Annotated in this window: 10 protein-coding genes; all 10 read right to left on the bottom strand. The window is 72.2% G+C overall.

The window, feature by feature from the left end; translation table 11 throughout:
- Positions 1-2 precede the first annotated feature (2 nt).
- Positions 3-1,604, bottom strand: coding sequence for an amino acid adenylation domain-containing protein (locus tag ACIRRU_RS14605; RefSeq protein WP_403679917.1), 1,602 nt, complete (start codon positions 1,602-1,604; stop codon positions 3-5).
- Between the two features lie 206 nt (positions 1,605-1,810).
- Entirely contained in the window at positions 1,811-2,587 is a 777-nt protein-coding gene (locus ACIRRU_RS14600; protein ID WP_403679915.1) for a 2OG-Fe dioxygenase family protein, read from the bottom strand.
- 58 nt (positions 2,588-2,645) lie between these two features.
- The gene (locus ACIRRU_RS14595; RefSeq protein ID WP_403679912.1) at positions 2,646-3,617 is read right to left on the bottom strand and encodes an aspartyl/asparaginyl beta-hydroxylase domain-containing protein; all 972 of its coding nucleotides are present in this window, start codon (positions 3,615-3,617) and stop codon (positions 2,646-2,648) included.
- A 137-nt stretch (positions 3,618-3,754) separates the two neighbouring features.
- On the bottom strand, positions 3,755-5,017 hold the full coding sequence (locus tag ACIRRU_RS14590) for an MFS transporter (protein WP_403679910.1): 1,263 nt from the start codon (positions 5,015-5,017) through the stop codon (positions 3,755-3,757).
- A 23-nt stretch (positions 5,018-5,040) separates the two neighbouring features.
- The gene (locus ACIRRU_RS14585; RefSeq protein WP_403679908.1) at positions 5,041-9,009 is read right to left on the bottom strand and encodes an amino acid adenylation domain-containing protein; all 3,969 of its coding nucleotides are present in this window, start codon (positions 9,007-9,009) and stop codon (positions 5,041-5,043) included.
- A 9-nt stretch (positions 9,010-9,018) separates the two neighbouring features.
- Complete coding sequence (locus ACIRRU_RS14580) at positions 9,019-9,789, bottom strand: thioesterase II family protein (protein ID WP_403679906.1); 771 nt, start codon at positions 9,787-9,789, stop codon at positions 9,019-9,021.
- A complete protein-coding gene (locus ACIRRU_RS14575) occupies positions 9,786-10,058 on the bottom strand; it encodes an MbtH family protein (protein WP_363202795.1) in 273 nt (90 codons plus the stop codon). The genes ACIRRU_RS14580 and ACIRRU_RS14575 overlap by 4 nt, the downstream gene beginning before the upstream one ends.
- A 129-nt stretch (positions 10,059-10,187) precedes the next feature.
- Entirely contained in the window at positions 10,188-11,147 is a 960-nt protein-coding gene (locus ACIRRU_RS14570; protein WP_403679904.1) for a helix-turn-helix domain-containing protein, read from the bottom strand.
- Between the two features lie 39 nt (positions 11,148-11,186).
- Positions 11,187-19,115, bottom strand: coding sequence for an amino acid adenylation domain-containing protein (locus ACIRRU_RS14565; protein ID WP_403679902.1), 7,929 nt, complete (start codon positions 19,113-19,115; stop codon positions 11,187-11,189).
- A 17-nt stretch (positions 19,116-19,132) separates the two neighbouring features.
- Complete coding sequence (locus tag ACIRRU_RS14560; protein WP_403679899.1) at positions 19,133-20,884, bottom strand: condensation domain-containing protein; 1,752 nt, start codon at positions 20,882-20,884, stop codon at positions 19,133-19,135.
- Between the last annotated feature and the right edge of the window lie 14 nt (positions 20,885-20,898).

Raw genomic sequence — 20,898 nt, 5'->3', positions numbered from 1 at the left:
CGTCACGGTTGGTTCGTCGTCGTCGGCGGAGGGCCCGGCCGTGCGGCGGATTCGCCTCCGCTTCTCCGGGTGCGGCAGATGTCCGCGAGGGCCGCGCGGTCCACTTTTCCGTGCGGGCTCAGCGGAATGCGCAGGAGGTTCGTGAACCGGGACGGCAGCATGGTCCGCGGCAGGCTCCACAGCAGCCGGGTGCGCAGGTCGTCCTCGGCGAGGTCCTTGCCGGAGGGGACGACGAACGCGTTCAGTTCGACTTCGCCCCGGTCGTCGGGGACGGCGACCACGGCCGCCTCGCGGATGCCGGCCAGCCTGCCCAGAGCGCGTTCGACGTCGGTGGGATCGATCCGCATGCCCCGCACCTTGACCTGCGCGTCCATCCGTCCGGCGACGACGAGCTGGCCGTCGGCGTCGATCCGGCCGCGGTCCCCCGTGCGGTACAGGCGCACCGGCGTGCCGTCCAGGTCGATGGTGGTGAACTTGGCGTTCTCGGGGCCGTCGGCGCCCAGGTAGCCCGCGCCGACGCCCGCCCCGGAGACGCAGATCTCCCCGTAGTGGCCCGCTTCGACCTCGCGGAGTTCGGCGTCCAGGACGTGGACGGCGGTGTTGTGGGCGGGCCGGCCGACCGGGACGACGTCGTGCTCACGGGGCCGGTAGCGGGCCAGGTCGTAGGAGGTGGCGACGTCCGTGCACTCGGCGACGCCGTACTGGTGCAGCAGGGTGCAGGTGGTGTCCTGGCGGCGCGCGAAGTGGACGAGGCGTTCCATCTTCAGCGCCTCGCCGCCGAACAGGATGTAGTCGAGCCGGGCGAGGGCGTCGCCGCCGCGCGCACTCTCCCAGTCGACCAGCAGGTACAGGGTGCTGGAGGCGCAGTGCACGACGCGGATGTCGTACCGGGTGAGCATGCGGTGGGCGAGCATGGCGTCGAAGTTGCGGCTGGCCATGAGGTGCTGGGTGGCGCCGCAGAACAGGGGTGTCATCAGGGCGCGCTGGGAGAGGTCGAAGCCGAAGGCGGAGACCACCAGGTGGTGGGAACCGCTGTGCATGCCGTACTCCAGCCGCAGCCAGTTCATCAGGTTGAACCAGCCCTCGTGGCGGACCGCGGTCAGCTTGGGGGTGCCGGTCGAGCCGGAGGTGAACACCGCGTAGCAGAGGTCGTCACCGGTGACGTGGACGTCCGGGGCGGTCGCCGGGAAGGTGGCGAGGTGGTCCGCGAGCTGTTCCAGGTCGATGACCTCGGCTCCCCCGTCCTCGACCATCGAGGCCGTCGTCGGGGAGGCCACGATCAGGGCCAGACCCGGCACCTGTGCGAGCAGCAGCCGCAGGCGGGTTTCCGGGTAGGCGGGGTCCAGGGGTACGTAGGCCGCTCCGGCCTTCAGCGTGCCGAGGATGGCGACGACCATGTCGATCGAGTAGTCGAGGCAGACGCCGACCTTCGCCCCCCTGCCCTGGCCGCGTGCGATGAGCAGGTGCGCGAACCGGTTGGCGCGCACGTCGAGTTCGGCGTAGGTCACCTGCCGCCCGGACCACACGACGGCGACGGCGTCGGGCGTGGCCCGCACATGCTCCTCGAAGCGGCGGTGGACGACGGGCGAGGGTGGAAGGGCCACCCGTTCTCCCTGAAGGATCATCACATGACTCCGTTGGACGAGGTGTTCGATGGGGCGGAGGGGGCCGGCCGGGCGGAGGAGGACACCGGGCTCCGCTCGCGCCCCCGAGCCCGGCGGGTTCCGGGGGCCGGGCGGTCTCGCGGACGCTCCGTGGCGGGGGCCGGGCGCGGCGGCCGGGCGGAGGGGGCGCCGGGCTCCCGGCCGTTTCAGATGTACTGCCGCATCGGGGTGAAGTCGACCAGGACCACCGCACGCTCGCCGGTCTCGGGACCGTCCCCCCGCCTGATGGGGGACACGTAGTGACTGACCTTCTCGTCGGTGACGCCGTAGGACTCCAGCGGCCTGGTCAGTTCGAACTCGGCCAGCGCCTCGCCCCGGGGGACGTCCTCGGGCAGCTTGCCGCGGTACTTCGGCGGCGCGATCACGTTCGAGCCGCCGACGACGTTGGTGCGGTAGACCAGGTGCGCGAAGACGAACGGCTCACCGTCCTGATGGAGCTCGTTGGGCGAGGAGATGGCCTCGCGCCCGGAGTCGTCGACGGCCAGCTTGATCAGGTGCACCCCGACGTGCAGCGGGAACGCCGCGTCGCTCGGCGACCACCGCGTCTGGGCGAAGTCGAAGGAGAGTATGTCGTGGATGATCGGGTTGTCGCGGGCCGTCTCGCTCATGGCGGGCAGCTTGCGGAGCACGCCGACGTAGTCGGGGTTGTGGTCCGCCTGCCAGTAGCCGTTCATCCAGCCGTTCTCACCGAGGTGCGTGTCCGGGATCCAGCTGAACTCCTGCGACCAGGGGAGGAAGATTCCCCGGGCGTAGCGGCGGTTGCGCCCCTCCTCCGTCGCGTAGGGGTCCGGTGGCAGGTCGGCGAACTCGGCGCGGAGGCTCTGGAAGGAGGCGTCGGTCTCGGCTATGCCGAACTCCTCGGCGAGGTCCCAGCGGGCGTATCCGTTCTCGACGAGGGCGGGCGTCCCGGTCAGTGTCTGCATGGCTGTCCCCAAGTGGTGGGCGTGATGGGTGGGTGGTGGTGACCGACGGTCCGGACCGTCAGACGGCGGCGGGCCGGCGCGCCGGGCGGCGGACGACCTGGCGCCGGCGTCCGCGGCGGGTGGAGAGCTCCACGCGCGGGTCGTCGTCGAAGAGATCGAGGCGCAGGAGGCGTTCCTCGCTCCAGCCGAGCAGCCGGAACTCGCCGGCGCCCAGGTGCAGCAGTTCCACGGGTGCGCGGCCCTCGACGCGCAGGACCAGGCCGCCGCCCTCGGCGCTCACTTCGGCGGCGAGGTCGCTCCCGTGGTCCTCGACGACGGGCTCCCCCCACTCCATGAAGGAGAACGGCACCGCGAAGCGGCAGCCGAACTCGGCGAGTTCACCCGCCGTGAGCGGCAGGACGGGGCGGTAGTAGGCGATGTCGCTGGTGGGCAGGTCCGCTCGGAAGCTGTCCGGGAACAGCGCCAGCAGCCTGTCGTTGGTGGCGCAGTCCGCGACCAGGTGGATGCGCGTGCGGTCCCCGGCGTTCCGCAGGGCGTGCGGCCGTTCGAAGTCGGCGTACCAGAGCGTGCCCGGCTGCCACCGCTGCTCCACCCCGTCCAGCACCATGACCGCCTCGGGGTTGGTGACCAGCGGGATGTGCAGTCGTACGTAGCCGTAGGGGAGCCCGAGCGGGGTGTCGGAGTGCTCCTCGACGGACACCCCGGGGGCCAGGGCCATCAGGCGGACGCTGCGCAGTTCGGTGCCGAGTTCGGACAGGATCCGGCTGAGGTAGGGCGCCTTGGCCATGAGGGGCGTGTCGGCGAACTGGTCCCGTCCCGGGCCTCCGGGGTCGGTCCGCTGGAGGTCTCCGCCCGGAGCTCGCAGGGAGAGGACCTTCCAGTCCACATCGGACTCCTCCCCTACGGCGCCGTCCTCGAAGGACCGCTGGAGGGCCCAGAATTCGGAACCGCTGAGCGCGGCGAGATCCTCCTTCAGCCGAACGATATCGAGGTCGTCCCTGAGCATCACCGTGGCCGGAAGGTTTTTCAAGGAGCTTATCTCTTGCATGTGTTCCTCGCTTGGATGAGCTTCGATGACTTCTTCTTCGCTTTCCCTTTCCAGGGAAATCTTACTTCTTTATCGCCTCGGAAAAGCGTCAGAAGGAGGCCGGGAGTGGCCAGGACGCTTTAGGTCACAGACTTTTCCGATTCGACTGCGAGAAGGATGGGATGCGATTGCGGAAAATCACGCAGTTTCCGTATCGGGCTGCACAGCAGAGCAGCCGTCGCCCCGATGTACAGGCCGGTCATCATCCACATCGTCTCCCGGACGCCGGACCATTCGCCGAGTGCGCCGCCGAGCAGTCCTCCGACGGCGATGGCGCCGAAGCTGATCACGGCCGCGCTGGCGCTGACGCGCCCGATCAGGTCGGGTGGGCAGTACCGCTGGCGGAAGGTGTCGGTGATGATGTTCGCCGCGACCACACCCGCGCCGGCACCGACCCCGCCGACGACGAAGAACACCAGGCCGGCCCCCGGACCGGTGAGCGGGAAGAGCAGGGTGAAGGGCGCGGCACCGCCGAGGCAGACCAGCGCGGCCCGTGCACTGCCCCACCGCCGGGACGCCTGGTGGGACACCAGCACGCCGAGGACACCGCCGAGTCCGCACAGCGTCAGCACCACGCCGACGGCGGCCTCGCCGGCCCCGACCGTCCGCACCAGGAACGCCACTTCGATCGAGCTCATACCGGTCAGTGCGATGTTGGAGACCGCACTGAATATCGCCAGTGTGCGCAGAATGCGGTCCCGGAAAAGGAATCTCAGACCGTCGCGGACTTCGATGCGCAATCGGCGCCGCCGGATCTTTGGGGGTGGCGGCGGTGGCGGCTCGGTGATCCGGATCGCCCGCAGGCTGACCCAGGACACCAGGAAACTCAGTGCGTTGGCCAGCAGTCCGGCGACGGCTCCGAAAGCCTGGACCAGCATTCCGGCCAGGCCGGGGCCGATGACCTCGGCCGTCGATTCGCTGCCCTGGAGCCGCGCGTTGCCGGAAAGCAGCTCCGCGTCGGAGAGCAGCGTCGGCAGATAGGCGCGTTGCGCGGTGGTGAAGAAGACGCTGGCGCAGCCGCAGAGGAAGGCGGCCGCGAGCAGATGCGGAATGGTGAGGACGTCCGCCCAGGCCGCGACCGGCACGCTGACGAAGGCCACGAAGGAGACGGCGTCGGAGACGAGCATCACCGGTCGGCGGGGAAGGCGGTCCACCCAGGCGCCCGCGGGCAGACCGAGCAGCAGCCACGGCAGATAGGCGACGGACGTCAGCAGTCCGACGACGAAGGTGCTCGCGTGCAGGGTGAGGACGGCGACGAACGGCAGCGCCACGACGGCGATCCCGTTGCCGAGCAGGCTCACGGTCTCCCCGAACCAGAACAACCGGAAGTCGCGCCCTCGCACGGCTCCCCGACCGGTTCCGTCGCTCACCGCTCCACCGCCGTGGACCGACGGGCGTCCAGCCGGGCGAGCTCGTGGGCGACGACGGCGCCGATGCGCGCCATCGGCTCCGCCCGGGCGATCTCACCGTGGGCGCAGTCGACGTCGTGCACCTCGATCGCGCCGGTGACGTGCTCACGCCAGGCTTCCGGCGCGGGGGCGTCCGCCGCCCTGCCCTGCGCGGCGGACACGAACACCATGTCCCCCCGGTACGTCCGGGGCCGGAGTTCGCCGTAGATCCGGTCGTTGTCCACGAACACCCGCGACAGCGCGCCGGCTTCCTCACGCGTCAGCCATTCGAGCGTACTGCCGGGGCGGCGGATCGTCCGCTCGTAGGCGTCGAAGCCCAGTGGTTCCCCGCCCTGCGGGGGCAGTTCGTGTCCCAGGGAGTCGAGGAGGTCGGCGAACGCCTCCGGAGTGCCGTCTTCGAGCGGCGTGTACCCGGGCACCGACGCGGGCGGGTAGCCGTCCAGCAGTACGAGCAGGTCGACCTCGTCCCCGTCGGCCTGGAGGCCGGTGGCCACGAGGTGGGCGAGCACGGCGCCGAAGGACCATCCGATCAGCCGGTAGGGCCCGTGGGGCTGGACGGACCGGATCCGGGCCATGTGGTCCTCGACCGTCCCGCGCCAGGTTCCGCCGCAGGCCTCCGGGTCGGTGAGGCCCCGGGCCTGGAGGCCGTACACCGGGTAGCCGGGGTCGATCTGGCCGAGCAGGCCCGCATAGCCCCAGCTGATACCGGCGGCCGGATGCAGGCAGAACAGGGCGGGCCGGTCGCCTCCTGTCCGCAGGGGCAGCAGGGGCGCCAGCGGGTCGTGCCGGGCGCCCGCGCCCAGTCGTTCCGCCAGGTCGGCGACGGTGGGCGCCTGGAACAGGTCCACGAGGCCGAGACGGCCGCCGAGGACCGCTCGTACCCGCGAGAGCAGCCGGACCGCCAGCAGGGAGTGTCCGCCCAGTTCGAAGAAGCTCTCCTCGGCTCCGACCCGGCTGAGCCCGAGCACCTGCGCGAACAGGTCGCAGAGCACCTCCTCGTAGGGTCCGCGCGGACCACGCGAGGCCGGACGGTGCGCGAAGTCCGGGGCCGGCAGCGCACCCCGGTCGAGCTTCCCGTTGGGCGTCATCGGCAGCCGGTCCACCGGCTGGAAGACCGAGGGGATCATGTGGTCGGGAAGGGTCGACGCCAGCCGGTTCCGCAGCTCGCGCGGCTCGAGCCCGTGGTCCGCTGCCGCCTGGACGTAGCCCACGAGCCGCCGCCCGCCCGCCGCGTCCTCGCGCACGGCCACGGCGGCCTGCGCCACCCCGGGGCAACCGGCCAGTGCGGCCTCCACCTCGCCGAGCTCGATCCGGAAGCCCCTCACCTTGACCTGGTCGTCCACGCGGCCCAGGTAGTCGAGCCTGCCCCGGCGGTCCCGGCGGACCAGGTCACCGGTGCGGTACATACGGGCGCCCGCCTCCCCCTCCACCACGAAGGGGCACGCCACGAACCGTTCAGCGGTAGCGGCCGGACGGTTCAGATAACCGCGGGCCACACCGGGTCCGGTGACGTACAACTCGCCCGGCACACCCGGCGCGACGGGCCGCAGCCGCTCGTCGAGCACGAAGACCCTGGTGTTCCCGACCGGCCTGCCGATCAGCGGGTGGGAGCTGTCCGCCGCGTCCCACCACAGCGCGTCCAGGGTGCACTCGGTGGGGCCGTAGAGGTTGTAGCAGAGCGTGCCGGACGCCTCCCGGACGCGTGTCCACAGCGACTGGCCGGCGGCCTCTCCGCCGAGCAGCAGGACCAGCGGCACCCGCGTTCCGGCCAGCAGTCCCTCGTCGAGCAGGTGCTCCGCGTAGGTGGGGGTGACATCCAGGACGTCGATCCCGGCGGCCTTGACGTAGGCGGTCAGTGCGACGGCGTCGCGCCGGATGTCGTCGCGGACGACGTGGAGTTCATGCCCCGCCAGCATCCAGAACAGCGCCTCCCACGAGGTGTCGAACGACAGCGAGGCGGTGACGGCCGACCTCAGCCGCCGGCCCGCCGCGGCCTCGGTGCGCGCGATCAGGCCCGCACGGTGGAAGGCGTACAGATTGCTGAGGGCCGAGTGCGGGGTCACCACCCCCTTGGGCCTGCCGGTGGATCCGGAGGTGTAGATGACGTACGCGGCGCTGTCCGGCAGTATCCGGCCCTTCGGGCCGGTCACGGGGCCGGACGGGGTTCCGAGCCGGTCGGTGAACACCGCGGGCAGCTCACCGAACCCGCGCGCCGCTGCGGTCGCGGTGTCCGTGAGGACGGCGACCGGTGCGGCGTCGCGCAGCATGTGATCGATGCGGTCGGGCGGATACTCGAGGTCGACGTGCAGGTAGGCCGCACCCGTCTTCAGGACCGCCAGCATCGCGACGACGGAGTCGGCCGACCGGGGCAGCGCCAGGGCGACCAGCCGCTCCGCCGCGGCCCCCCGCTCGCGCAGACGGTGGGCGAGCGCTGTGGCGCGGGCGTCGAGTTCGGCGAACGTGAGCCTGGTGGGCCCGCACACCACCGCGGTCGCTCCCGGTGTCCGGGCGGCCTGCGCCTCGAACAGCTCGGGCACGGTGGCGGGCGGCACGGCCTGGGCGGTGTCGTTCCACACGACGAGGGCCTGGTGGCGGTGCTCGGCGGAGAGCGGGTCGGCGTCGCCGACGGGGCGGTGCGGGGCGGACACGAGTTGCCGCATCAACCGGGGCAGGGCGTCGGCGATGTGGTCGACCGTGGCCCGGTCGAACAGGGCGGTCGCGTATTCGAGGGAACCCTCGATGCCGGCCGCTTCCCCGTCCGGCGTGCGGTGCTCCCGGAAGTCGAAGGACAGGTCGAACTTGGCGACCTCCCAGTCCACCTGCTCCTCGGTGCAGGTCAGGCCCGGCAGCGAGAGCGTCCCCGCCTCTCCCGCGGACAGGGTGAGCATGACCTGGAAGAGCGGATGCCGTGCCAGTGACCGTTCCGGGTTCAGATCCTCGACCAGCCGCTCGAACGGCACGTCCTGGTGGTCCAGAGCGGCGACATCGGCGTCCCGCACCCGGTGCAGCAGTTCCCCGAACGTCGGATCACCGGACACGTCGCCGCGCAGCACCAGCGTGTTCACGAAGAATCCGACAACGCCCTCCAGCGCGTCGTCCAGCCGCCCCGCCACCGCGGTGCCGAGGGGAATGTCCGTACCGGCCCCCAACCGGGACAGCAGCACCACGAGCCCGGCCTGGAGCACCATGAAGGTGGTGCACCCGTACTCGGCCGCGACCGCGAGCAGGTGACGGTGCAGGTCGCCGTCGAGCTTCAGCGGTACGCAGTCCCCGCGGTGGTCGGCGACCGCCGGACGGGACCGGTCGAACGGCAGGTCCAGCTCGGCCGGCAGCCCGGCCAGCTGCTCCCTCCAGAAGGACAGCTGCGCCGAGAGCAGGCTCGCCGGGTCGTCCTCCTCCCCCAGCAGCTCACGCTGCCACACGGCGTAGTCCCGGTAGCTCACCGGCGCCGGCGTCCACTGGGGGGAGCCGCCCGCGGCCCTGGCGCGGTAGGCCGTGGCCAGGTCGGTGAGCAGGGGCTGCCAGGATCCCTCGTCGCAGGCGATGTGGTGCAGCACCAGCGCCAGTACGTGTTCTCGCGGCGCCGGTGCGAACAGCGTCGCCCGGACCGGGAGATCGGCCGTGAGGTCGAACCCGCGGTCGACGGCGGCGGACAGCCGGGCGGTGAGCCCGTCCTCGTCGCACGCGACCACCTCCAGCTCGGGCGAGCGGGCGGCCGGTTGCTGCACGGGTTCACCCTCGACAGCGGGGTACACCGTGCGCAGTACGTCGTGCCGGTCTGCCAGGTCGACGAGGGCCGCAGCCAGGGCGGCGCGGTCCAGGTCGCCTCTCATCCGGACGACGAGCGGGCAGTTGTAGACCCCCGAACCGCCGTTCACGCGGTTCAGGAACCACAGCCTTCGCTGGGCGTAGGACACGGGGGCCACGAGAACTCCTCAGGAAGCGGGCGCGGTGGGGGCGAAAGCGGTCGAGGCGATCCGGCCCGGGAGGGACCGCCAGATCTCGGGGGTGTAGAAATGGCCGCCGCCGAGCACGTCGTACCGGTACGCGGCGGAGGTCAGGGCGCTCCACCGCGCGGCCGCGTCGGTGCTGATCAGCGGATCGTCGGCGCCGAGGAACAGCTGGAGCGGCACGCTCACCTCGGCGCCGTCGTAGACGTAGGTGTTGCGCACGTCGACGTCGGCGCGCATCAGCTCCAGCGCCACCTCCGTCAGGCCCGCGTGCTCCCGCACGTGCCGGGGCAGCAGGCCGTGGGTCTCCAGCCACTCAAGGAGCCGTTCGTCCGGGTCCCGGGGGGTGGGGAGGAGTTCGCTCTCGGTGAGGCCCCGGTCCGGGGGGTTGCAGGAGGACAGGACCAGGGCCCGGGGCCTTCGTGCCTCGTCGCCGTCGAGCCGGGCGGCCACGTCGAAGGCCATCCAGCCGCTCATGCTGTGCCCGAAGAGCAGGTACGGGCCGAGATCGGCCTCGCGCAGTGACCGTGCGACGTCGGTGGCCAGTTCGTCCCAGTCACGGGCGAAGTCCTCGGCGAACCTCCCCTCCCTGCCGGGGTAGCAGACCACGACCAGGTCCGTCTGCGGGGGCATGTGCGCGGTCCACGGCTGGTACGCGGTCGTGCCGCCGCCGAAGAAGCTCAGGCCGACCAGGGTGCGCCGGGCGTCCGGTGTCCGGTGCAACGGCACCAGCGTGGTGTCCTGCGGGCCGCTCACCGCGACGTCCCGGCGAACGCCGGCCCGCCGTCAGCGGTCGCGGGTGCGGCAGGCTCCGGTGCACCGTCCATCGAGGCCACCAGACCGGCCGGCCGCATGTCCGTCCAGTTCTCCTCGACATGGGCCAGGCACGCGGTTCGCGTGTCCGCTCCGAAGACGGCGGACCAGCCGGCGGGCACGTCGATGGCGGCGGGCCACAGGGAGTGCTGCCGCTCCGCGTTGACCAGGACGAGATAGGAGCCGTCTGCGTCGTCGAAGGGGTTGTTCACGGGATGTGTCCTTTCCGAAGGGGCGGATCAGGGCGGTGCGGCCGGGCAGCGGGAACCCGCCGGGCCGGAGTGATGTGGTGCCCTCGGGGCGAGGGCCGGGGGACGCGTGCGGTGCGGTCCCGCCGGTGGTCAGAGCCAGCCGCGCCGGGCGGCCTCGACACCGGCCTCGAAACGGCTGCGGGCGTCGAGGCGCTCCATCAGGACCGCCATCATGCGGCGCACGGTCCGGTGCGAGACATGCAGTCGGCCCGCGGCGGCCGCATCGGTGTATCCCTCGGCGACCAGCCTGAGCAGTGCCAGTTCCTTGCCGTTCGGCCCGTCGCCCAGCGGAGTGGCCGAGGACCAGGTCTGTTCGAAGAGAAAGACCAGCGGGGCGACGAGGCCGGGCCCGGCGACCTGGAGTGCGCCCGCCGCCGTGTTCCGCGGATCGAGGGGCACCAGCGCGACCGAGCCGTCGAAGACGATCATCTCCGGCAGCGGCGCCGCGCAGCCGCGGAACCGGCCCCCGTCGCCGGTCAGCCGGCGCACGTGCGCCAGGGTCGCGGCGTCGTAGGAGCCGGTGTCCGAGCCGACGGCCCGGACCGACACCGAACGGCTCAGCAGCGCCGCGCCGTTGCGGCGTGCCACGGCGAGTTCCGTCGTCGACCGCGCGCCGCCGGGCACGAACGCCAGCACCTCGCGGACGGCCTCCCCCGCCAGCCGGTCGACCCGGCGCCGCACCTCGTCCGTCCCCGTGAGCCGCTCGACCTCCTCGGTCCTGCCCGGCCGGCCGGGGGTCTCGGACACGAGCAGCCGGACGATCTCGGCATGGGTCTCGGCGACGCGCCGCTGCCGGCGCATCAGCTCCTCGTGCTGGCCGGCCAGCGACTCCTGGAGGCTCAGCAGCGGGTCGACCACCGCGAATCCGCCGGGTATGTCGCACGAGTGACGGACCAGGCCCCGTTCCAGCAGCCGGTCGAGGCAGCCGCGGACCAGGTCGGGGGCGACCGTCAGCCGCCCGGCGAGCTCCTCGGCGGTCGGCGGGGGCGACGCGCCCAGCTCCCGGTACACCGCTTCCTCCATCAGGTCCAGTCCGAACGTGGTGAGCATCAGGTCCGCCTTCCAGGTGTGTCGGTGAACGCCCCGCGGTCAGTGCGAGTCGACGGGTCGCAGAGCGGGCCTGGCGGGCCGCGCCCTCTCCAGGTAGGCGGCGACCCCGGCGGCGGTCGGGGCCCGGAAGAGCTCGCGGACCGGCAGCTCCAGCCCCAGTGCCGAACGCACCCGGGAGATCAGCTGGATCGCCAGCAGCGAGTGGCCGCCCAGGGCGAAGAAGTTGTCGTCGGGGCCGACCGCGTCCCGGCCGAGCACCTGGGCGAACAACTCGGTGAGCGTCTCCTCCTTCGCCGTACGCGCGGCGGTGGCACCGGGAGCCGCGTCCGGCACCGGGACCGAACCCGCCCCGGTGTCGCCGGACCGCCGCTCCCGTACGGGAGGCACGTCGAGCTCGGCGACCGTCCGTTGCGGGTCCCGGGCGGCCTGCGTCAGCACGCGTCGCAGGCCCTCGGCGATCCGCTCACCCGTCGAGGTGTCAAAGAGCGCCCTCGCGTACGTCAGAGCTCCGGCCAGTCCGGCCGGTGCTCCCTCCCGGTCGACCCGCTCCTCCACGTCGAGGACCAGGTCGAACTTCGCGACGGCCGAGGGGACGGGGTGTTCGACCGCCCGCAGACCGGTGAACCGCGGTCCGGCGGCGGCGTGCTGGAGCTGGACCATCACCTGGAAGAGCGGGTGGCGGCCGAGCGAGCGCGGCGGGTTCACCTCCTCGACCAGCCGCTCGAAGGGAACGTCCTGGTGCTCGTAGGCCGCGAGGTCGGTGGCCCGGACCCGGCGGAGCAGTTCCACGAACGTCGGGTCCGCCGTGACGTCGGTTCGCAGGACGACCGTGTTGACGAAGAATCCGACGACCTCGTCGACCGCGTCGTCCGTCCGGCCGGCGACCGGGGTGCCGATCGGGATGTCCGTGCCCGCGCCCAGCCTGCTGAGCAGGGCGGCCAGTCCGGCCTGGAGCACCATGAACAGCGTGCACCCGTGCTCCTTGGCGAGCGCCAGCAGGCCGCGGTGGAGTTCCGGACCCCACATGATGTCCACCGATTCCCCGGCGTAGTCGCTGGTCGCGGGCCGGGGCCGGTCCGCCGGCAGGGTCAGCTCCACCGGCAGGTCCGTCAACTGGGCCCGCCAGTGGGCCAGCTGACGGGAGAGCAGACTGCTCTCGCTGTCCTCCGAGCCCAGCAGGTCGCGCTGCCACAGCGCGTAGTCGGCGTAGTGCACCGGCAGTCGCTCCCACTGCGGGTCCTCGCCCCGGACGCGGGCGGCGTAGGCGTCGGAGAGGTCGCGCAGGAGCGGTCCGAGCGACCAGCCGTCGCAGATGATGTGGTGGAACACCAGCAGCAGGACGTGGTCCGCCCGGCCCGTCCGGAAGAGGTGGGCGGTCGCGGGGGGCCGCGCGGCCAGGTCGAAGGGCTGGTCGGCGGCCGCGCGGATCGCGGCCCCGACCTCGGCTTCGGGCACCTCGTGGTGGACCAGCTCCGGCCGGATCTCTCCGGGCGCCGACACCGACTGCACCGGGCGGCCGTCCCGGTCGGCGAAGACCGTCCGAAGGCTCTCGTGCCGGTCGCTGACATCGGTCCACGCCTGTTCGAGGGCGTCCCGGTCCAGCGGGCCGGTCAGGCGGAGGGCGACCGGGAGGTTGTAACTGGCGCCCGTCTCCTCCCACTGGTCGAGGAACCAGAGCCGCTGCTGGGCGTAGGACAGCGGCAGGACGTCCGGGCGCGTCCCCGCGCGGAGCGCCGGTCGCTCCGGAAGGGCGTCGCCGAGGCCGTCCGCCAGCCCGGCCACGGTCGGCGTGGCGAACAGCAGGCGGGCGGGCAGTTCCACGCCCAGGACGGAGCGTGCCCTGCTGCTCAGCCGTACGGCCAGCAGGGAGTGGCCGCCCAGGTCGAAGAAGTTGTCGTCGACGCCGACCGCGTCCCGGCCGAGCACGTCCGCGAACAGCTCGCACAGAAGCTCCTCGCGGCGGGTGCGCGGTGCGCGACGGCCGTCGGTCGGGTAGGCCGGTTCGGGCAGCGCGGCCCTGTCGAGTTTCCCGTTCGGTGTCAGCGGCAGCTCGTCGATCACCATGATCGCGGCGGGGACCATGTAGTCCGGCAGGTTCTGCCGCGCGAACTCGCGCACGCCCCGCACGTCGGGTTCGGTGGTCCGGGCGAGCACGTATCCGACGAGGCGGCTGTCCCCCGGCCGGTCCTCGCGCAGGACCGCCACCGCGTGGGCGACGTCCTCGTGGCGGGCCAGTACCGCCTCGACCTCGCCGAGTTCGACACGGAAGCCGCGGATCTTGACCTGGGCGTCGGCCCGGCCGAGGAAATCCAGCGCGCCGTCGTCGGTCCACCGGACAAGGTCGCCCGTGCGGTACATGCGCTCCCCCGCCCTGAACGGGTTCGCCACGAACCGCTCCGCGGTCAGCGCCGGACGGTTCACGTAGCCCCGGGCCACCTGGGCTCCCGCGACATACAGTTCACCGATCACCTTCGGGGGGACCGGACGCAGGTGCTGGTCCAGGACGAAGACGTCCACTCCGGGGATCGGACGGCCGACCAGGGGGCGGTCGCTCTCCTGCGACGACCAGAAGAGGGAGTCCACGGTGGTCTCGGTCTGTCCGTAGATGTTGTAGACGGTGATCCCCGCGGTCTCCCGGATCCGTGTCCACAGCTTCTCGCCCACCGTCTCCGCACCGGTCATCAGCACGGCCGGCGGCGTACGGGCCGGGTCGAGCATGCCCTGCTGGATCAGCTCCTCGGCGTAGCTGGGCATCACGTCGAGAGCGTCGATGCCGCACCGCTCGATGTACCGGGCCATGGCGGCGGGGTCACGGCGGGTGTCGTCGCCGATCAGGTGGAGTTCGTGGCCGACGGCCTGCCACAGCAGACCGACGACCGAGGTGTCGAAGGAGAGCGACGCGGTCAGCGCCATCCGGCACCGCCCCGGACCGGAGGTCCGCTCCGCGGTGGCGATGACCTCCTCGCGGTAGAAGGCCAGCAGGTTGGCGAGCCCGCCGTGCGTCACCATCACCCCCTTGGGCACACCGGTCGATCCCGAGGTGTAGACGACGTAGGCCGGATGGTCCGCGGTGAGCGCGACCCGGAAGTCCTGCGGCGACTCGTCGTCGAGGGCGGGGCTGTCGACGAGCACCGGCTCAGGCACGGGCAGCGCCCCGGCCCGCTCCCCGTCGGTGACCACGAGGGCGGCAGCGGAGTCCTCCAGAAGGTGGGCGATCCGCCGTGCCGGGTACGCCGTGTCGACGAAGAGGAACGCGGCACCCGCCTTCAGCACCGCCAGCAGCGCGACCACCAGGTCCGCGGACCTGGGCAGGGCCACCGCCACGACCCGGTCCGGGCCCGCACCCCGGCGTACGAGGTGGCGGGCGAGCCGGGTGGCACGGGCGTCGAGCCGGGCGTAGGTCAGCGCGGTGTCCTCGCAGACCAGCGCCGTCGCCTCCGGGGTGCGGGCGGCCTGATCCCGGAACGCGTCCGGCAGGAACACCGGGCGCGGCGCGGGCGCGGGACGCGCGTCGAGGAAGCGCCGCCGCTCCCCGTCCGAGAGCACGTCGACGGCGCTGACAGGCCGTTGCGGGTCGAGGAGCACCTGTTCCAGCAGGCGTCGCAGCCGCGTCACGAGTTGTTCGGCGGTGCTCCGGTCGAACAGGTCTCCGGCGTACTCCAGATAACCGGTCAGTCCGTCCGGCTCGCCCCGCTCGTCGCGCCCGTCCACCAGTTCAAGACTGAGGTCGAACTTGGCGACGTCCCAGCTCACCGGGGCGGGCTCGGTTTCCAGCCCGGCGAAGTCCGGGGCGGCGGTGTCGGCGGGCTGGACCTGGATCATGACCTGGAACAGGGGGTTCTGGGAGAGCGACCGCTCGGGGCGCAGAACTTCGACGATCCGCTCGAAGGGGACGTCCTGGTGGGCGAACGCCTCCAGGTCGGTGTCCCGGACCCGTCGCAGCAGTTCGGTGAAGCCGGGATCACCGGCGGTGTCGGTGCGCAGCACCAGTGTGTTGACGAAGAACCCGACCAGATCGTCGAGCGCGCTGTCCGACCGGCCGGCCACCGGGGTGCCGAAGGGAATGTCGGTGCCCGCGCCCATTCGGGTCAGCAGGGCCGCGAACCCCGCCTGGAGCACCATGAACAGCGTGCAGCCGGCGGACCGGGCCAGATCGAGCAGCCTGCTGTGCAGTTCCGGCTCCCAGTGGACCGCCACGGTTCCGCCGGACTGCGTCGCCACCGCGGGGCGCGGCCGGTCGGCCGGCAAGGTCAGCTCCGCGGGCAGATCGGCCAGCTGCTTCTTCCAGTAGGTCATCTGCCGGGTCATCAGGCTGTCGGCGTCCTCGGTTTCGCCGAGGAGATCTCGCTGCCACAGGGTGTAGTCGGCGTAGCGCACGGCCTGTTGCGGCCAGTGCGGAGCGCTCCCGGCGCTTCGGGCGCCGTAGGCCAGGGCGAGGTCGCTCAGGAGCGGACGCAGGGACCAGCCGTCGGCCGCGATGTGGTGGACGACCAGCAGCAGCACGTGTTCCCGCGGGGCCGACGCGAACAGCGTGACCCGGACGGGCGCGTGCGCGGTGAGGTCGAACCGGTGCCGCGTGCGCTCGGCCATGGCGTCGGCGAGGTCCGGCGGCGCCGCCTCGACGACCTCGATCCCCGGTACGGAGTCCAGGGTGACCGTGTACGGCTCACCGCCCTCCTCGGGGAAGACCGTGCGCAGGCTCTCATGGCGCTGTGCCACGTCGGTGAGCGCCTCCGCCAGGGCGTCCCTGTCCAGGGCGCCGGTGAGACGGACCGCGACGGGCACGTTGTACGTTCCCTCGTCGCCCTCCATCCGGTTCAGGAACCACAGACGCCGCTGGGCGTACGACAGCGGTACGGGCTCCGCGCCCGTCCGGGCCGTCACGGCGGGGCGGGCGGTGCCGGTCAGCCGGGCCAGTCCCGCCACCGTGGGTTCGGCGAACAGGTCCCGGATCTCGAATCCCTCGCCCAGGACCGACCGGATGCGGGAGAGCAGCCGCAGCGCCAGCAGGGAATGCCCTCCCAGGTCGAAGAAGTGGTCGTCGATCCCCACCCGGGACACCCCGAGCACTTCCGCGAAGAGTTCGCACAGCAACTCCTCGCGCGGACTGCGCGGTTCTCGCACCGGGTGCGCGGACCGCTCCGGCAGTGGCAGCGCGGACCGGTCGAGCTTTCCGTTCGTCGTCGTCGGCATGGAGCCGACCAGGACCACCGCGGCGGGGACCATGTACTCGGGCAGGCTGTCCGAGGCGAACCGGCGCAGTTCCCCGTCCGTGAGGCCCGGTGCGCGGGGCACGGCGTACGCCACCAGGCGCCGGTCGCCCGGCCGGTCCTCCCGGAGGACGACCGCGGCCTGTGCCACCGAGGGGTGGCCGGCCAGCACCGCCTCGATCTCGCCGGGTTCCACGCGGAAGCCGCGGATCTTCACCTGCGCGTCGGCGCGCCCGACGTACTCCAGTTCCCCGTCCTCGCTCCACCGGGCCAGGTCGCCCGTCCGGTACATGCGCTCCCCCGACGCGAACGGGCAGGCGACGAACCTCTCGGCGGTCAGGGCGGGACGCCCGGTGTATCCCCGGGCGAGCTGGACCCCGCTCAGGTACAGCTCGCCCACCACTCCGGGCGGCACCGGCCGCAGCCCGCCGTCCAGCACGTACACCGACACGTTGGCCTGCGGCCGGCCGATCGGCACCGTGCTTCCCTCGTCGCCGCGGCGGCACTGCCAGGAGGTCACGTCGACAGCGGCCTCGGTGGGCCCGTAGAGGTTGTGCAGTTCGCAGGAGCCGAGGGTGGCGAAGAGTTCACGCCGTGTCTCGGCGGACAGGGCCTCACCGCTGGAGATGATCCGGCGCAGCCCCGTGCAGCCGGCCGCGCCGGGCTCCCGGAGGAACGCCTGGAGCATCGAGGGCACGAAATGCGCGACGGTCACCGACTCACGCCGGATCAGACCGGCGAGATAGGCGGGGTCGCGGTGCCCGCCGGGCTTCGCCAGCACCAGGGCCGCCCCGGAGATCAGCGGCCAGAAGAACTCCCACACCGATACGTCGAATCCGGCCGGGGTCTTCTGCAGGACGCGGTCGGCACCGGTGAGCCGGTACTCCGCCTGCATCCACAGCAGGCGATTGACGATGGCGGCGTGCGGGACCACGACTCCCTTGGGCCGTCCGGTCGATCCGGAGGTGAAGATGACATAGGCGGAGTTCCCCGGGAGCGGGGGCACCGGCCGGGCGGAGACCGGGGCGAGCGGCTCGTCGACCGACAGCTTGCGCGTGGGGCCCGGAAGGGATCCGGCGTTCTCGGAGTCGGTCAGGACGAGGACCGGGCCGGCGTCCGCGATCATCGCGGCGATCCGCCCGGCGGGGTGGTCCAGGTCCACCGGGAGGTAGGCCGCGCCCGCTCTGACGACGGCGAGGATCGCGACCACGAGCTCGACCGAGCGGGGCAGTGCCACGGCCACGACCCGGTCGGGGCCCGCGCCCCGATGGGCGAGCTGCGCCGCCAGCAGCTCCACGCGCCGGTCCAGCTCGGCGTAGCTCAGCTGTTCGTCCGGCGCCACGAGGGCCGTCGCCTCCGGAGTGCGCCGGACCTGCTGCGCCCACAGCTCCGCGAGCGTCACCTCGGGCAGTTCGACCGCGGTGTCGTTCCAGGTGTGCACGATCCGCTCGTGGTGGGCGGGCGACAGCGTGGTCAGTGCCGAGAGCGGGCGGTCCGGGTCCTCCGCCACCTGCTCCAGGAGCAGCACCAGCCGGTCCGCGAGCTCGGCCGCCCGGTCCGCGGTGAACAGGTCCGGGCGGTAGTGCAGGCGCAGCGCGAGCCGCTCGCCCGGCTCGACGGCGAGGGTCAGCGGATAGTGCGCGCTGTCCCGGAAGGTGACGCCCACCTCCAGTTCACCGTCGGGTGAGTCGACCCGGTAGTCGTGCATCGGGAAGTTGTCGAAGACCACGTTGGTGTCGAAGAGCGCGGTGGGGATTCCCGTCAGGCGCTGGATCTCGGTCAGCCCGAGGTGGTCGTGGTCGAGCGAGGCGGCACGTCCCGCCTGGATCTGCTCGAACAGCGCGCTCACCGAGGCCGTCGGGTCCAGCCGCACCCGTACCGGAACGGTGTTGATGAGCATGCCGATCATCGAGTCCGCACCGGTCAGCTCCGCCGGACGGCCGCTCACCGTGGAACCGAAGACCACGTCGTCGCGGCCGGTGAGAGAGCCGACCAGGACGGCCCAGATCCCCTGGCACACCGTGTTGAGCAGGACGCGGTTCTTACGGGCGTACGCACTCAGTCGTGCCGTCGTCTCCCTCGGGAGCAGCACCGCGGCCTCCGCGGGCGGCGGACCGCTCCGGAGGTCGGCGGACGCGACGAACGTGGGCTCGGTGACCCCCTCCAGGGCCGCCGCCCAGTGCCGCTCCGCACCGGCCCGGTCCTGTCGCGCCACCCAGGCCAGGTAGTCCCGGTAGGGACGTACGGGTGGCAGGCCGGTGGCGTCGCCCCGGGAGTACACCGCGAACAGCTCCTGGAACAGCAGGGCGAAGGACCAGCCGTCCAGGAGGAGGTGGTGGGCCGTCACGAGCAGCCGGTGGCGGCGGTCGCCGCGCCGGACGAGCGTGAACCTGATCAGCGAGGATCCACCGACGTCGATGCCCCGGGCCCAGTCCTGCTCGGTCAGTTCGGCGATCCGTTCCGGGGTGTCGTCCTGACCGGTCCCGGTCTCCCGCCAGTCCAGTGGGACATCACGGCGGACCACCCGGATCGGTTCGCCGTTCCTGCGGTAGCGGAATCCGGACCGCAAGGTGGCGTGACGGCGTATCACCGTCTCCGCGGCGGTCCTCAGGAGCGCGGAGTCCAGCGTCCCGTCGAGGTCCACGGCGAATTGCGCGAGGTAGGGGCTGTGCTTTTTCCGGTCGAACAGCGCGTGAAAGAGAAGACCCTCCTGCAAGGGTGACAGGGGGAGGATGTCCTCGACCGCCGAGTGGTTCATCTTCAGTGTCAACTTCCTCAGAGGGCCCGGAGATCGGATTCGATCTCCTCTATTTCCTGCTGGCTGATCGAGCTCAGGGTCAGGTCGGACGGGGTGAGTCCGCCCGCCCCGGGTTCGCGGGCGTGAGCGGCCAGGGCCCGGAGCATCCGGAACCACCCCTCCGCGAGCTCGCGGGTGTCCGCCTCGGACACGACGCTGTCGGCCCAGGTCCAGGTGGCGCGCAGCTCCGGGCCGTTATTCCGGTCCACGGTGGCCGCGTTGACCTCGATGCTGTGGGCCATGGGCATCCCTGATCCCGTGTCGTCCAGACCGGTCCCGTACTCCGCCACGACCGACCAGTCGGCGTCGTCCGACGCGTCGAAACGGCCCAGGTAGTTGAAGACGAACTCGGGCTGGGCCGCCCGCTCCAGCAGCACGCCCGTCTCGGGATTCAGATAGCGCAGGAGGCCGTACCGCACTCCCTTGTCGGGAACGCCGCGTACCTGCTCCTTGACGCGCTTCACCGCGTTCCCCACCGCCGCACCGGTGGTCGGCGCGTCCGTCCGCTCCGGTCCGCCGAGGTCGAGCCTGACCGGGAACAGGCTGGTGAACCAGCCGACGGTGCGGGAGAGGTCCACCTCCGCGAGGGCGTCCTCCCTGCCGTGTCCCTCCAGGTGCAGCAGGGCGGTCCCGTCGCCGGCCGTCCCGCGTCCGCGGTGCCAGTCGCCCAGCGCCTCGACGAGGCCGGCGAGGAGGACGTCGTTGATGCCGGCGTTGAACACCGACGGCACCGTGGTCAGCAGCGCCTCGGTGCATTCGGCCGGCAGGGAGACGGTGAAACTCCGGTCCCGGCTCTCCACGTCCCGCCCCGGCACCCGCTCCCGGTCGCCGAACCGGCCTGCGCCGGGACGCGACCGGTCCAGCCAGCCGGGGAGTTCGGCGACGGCGGTCCGCGACCGCGCCTGTTCGGCGAGGATGCGGGACCAGCGGCGGAAGGAGGTCGGAACCGGATCCAGGGCGATCGCGGCACCCTGCTCGACCGCCGTCCAGGCACTCGCGAGATCGGCGGCCAGAATGCGCCAGGAGAGCGAGTCGACGGCCAGATGGTGCACGACCAGGGCGAGAACCCCCCGGCGGTCCGGTCCGGCGTCGAACCACACGGCCTGAAGGACGTTGCCCTCCGTGGGGCGCAGCCTCTCGCGGGCCGCGTCCGCCTCCTGCCGCACCAGCTCGGACCAGTCCGGTTCCGGGCGTCCCACGACATCGATCCGCCGGACGGCCGGGGCCGCGTCCACGGCGCCCGCCCGCAGGGCCTCCAGCTCCCAGTCCGCTCCCTCGCCCGGTACGGACCACCGCAGGCGAAGGGTGTCGTGATGGTCGAGCAGGGCCTGCACCATCGACACCAGAGCGGGTCGTGTCAGCTGTGACGGCGTACGCAGGACCGCGAACTGGTTGTAGGTGTCGACCACACCGCCGCGTTCCCGCAGCCAGTGCATGATCGGGGTGGTGACGACCGGTCCCACGCCCTGGTCCGCCACGGGCGCGGGTCCCTGGTCCAGCGGGGTGGCCGTCTGCGCCAGCGCCGCCATGTCCCGTCGCGTCAGCACGTCGCCGACGGTGATCCGCAGACCGGCCTTCCTCGCCCGCGCGACGAGTTGCATGGCGATGATGCTGTCTCCGCCGAGCGTCACGAACCCGTCGTCGATCCCGACATCGCCCACCCCGAGTACGTCGGTGACGAGCTGGCACAGGACACGCTGGGCCCGGGTGACCGGAGCTGTTCCACCCACAGGCGAACTCGCTT

This window comes from Streptomyces sp. NPDC101181, assembly GCF_044767975.1.
In the GTDB taxonomy this organism is placed as follows: Bacteria; Actinomycetota; Actinomycetes; order Streptomycetales; family Streptomycetaceae; genus Streptomyces.
The sequence above is the reverse complement of the archived record's forward strand: the minus strand, read 5'-3'. Positions and strand labels throughout refer to the sequence as shown.

What these genes read in the sequence shown, in the direction of transcription:
- ACIRRU_RS14600 (WP_403679915.1), bottom strand. Translation starts at nt 2,587, where the DNA reads ATGCAGACACTGACCGGGACGCCCGCCCTCGTCGAGAACGGATACGCC.
- ACIRRU_RS14570 (WP_403679904.1), bottom strand. Translation starts at nt 11,147, where the DNA reads ATGCTCACCACGTTCGGACTGGACCTGATGGAGGAAGCGGTGTACCGG.
- ACIRRU_RS14565 (WP_403679902.1), bottom strand. Translation starts at nt 19,115, where the DNA reads ATGAACCACTCGGCGGTCGAGGACATCCTCCCCCTGTCACCCTTGCAG.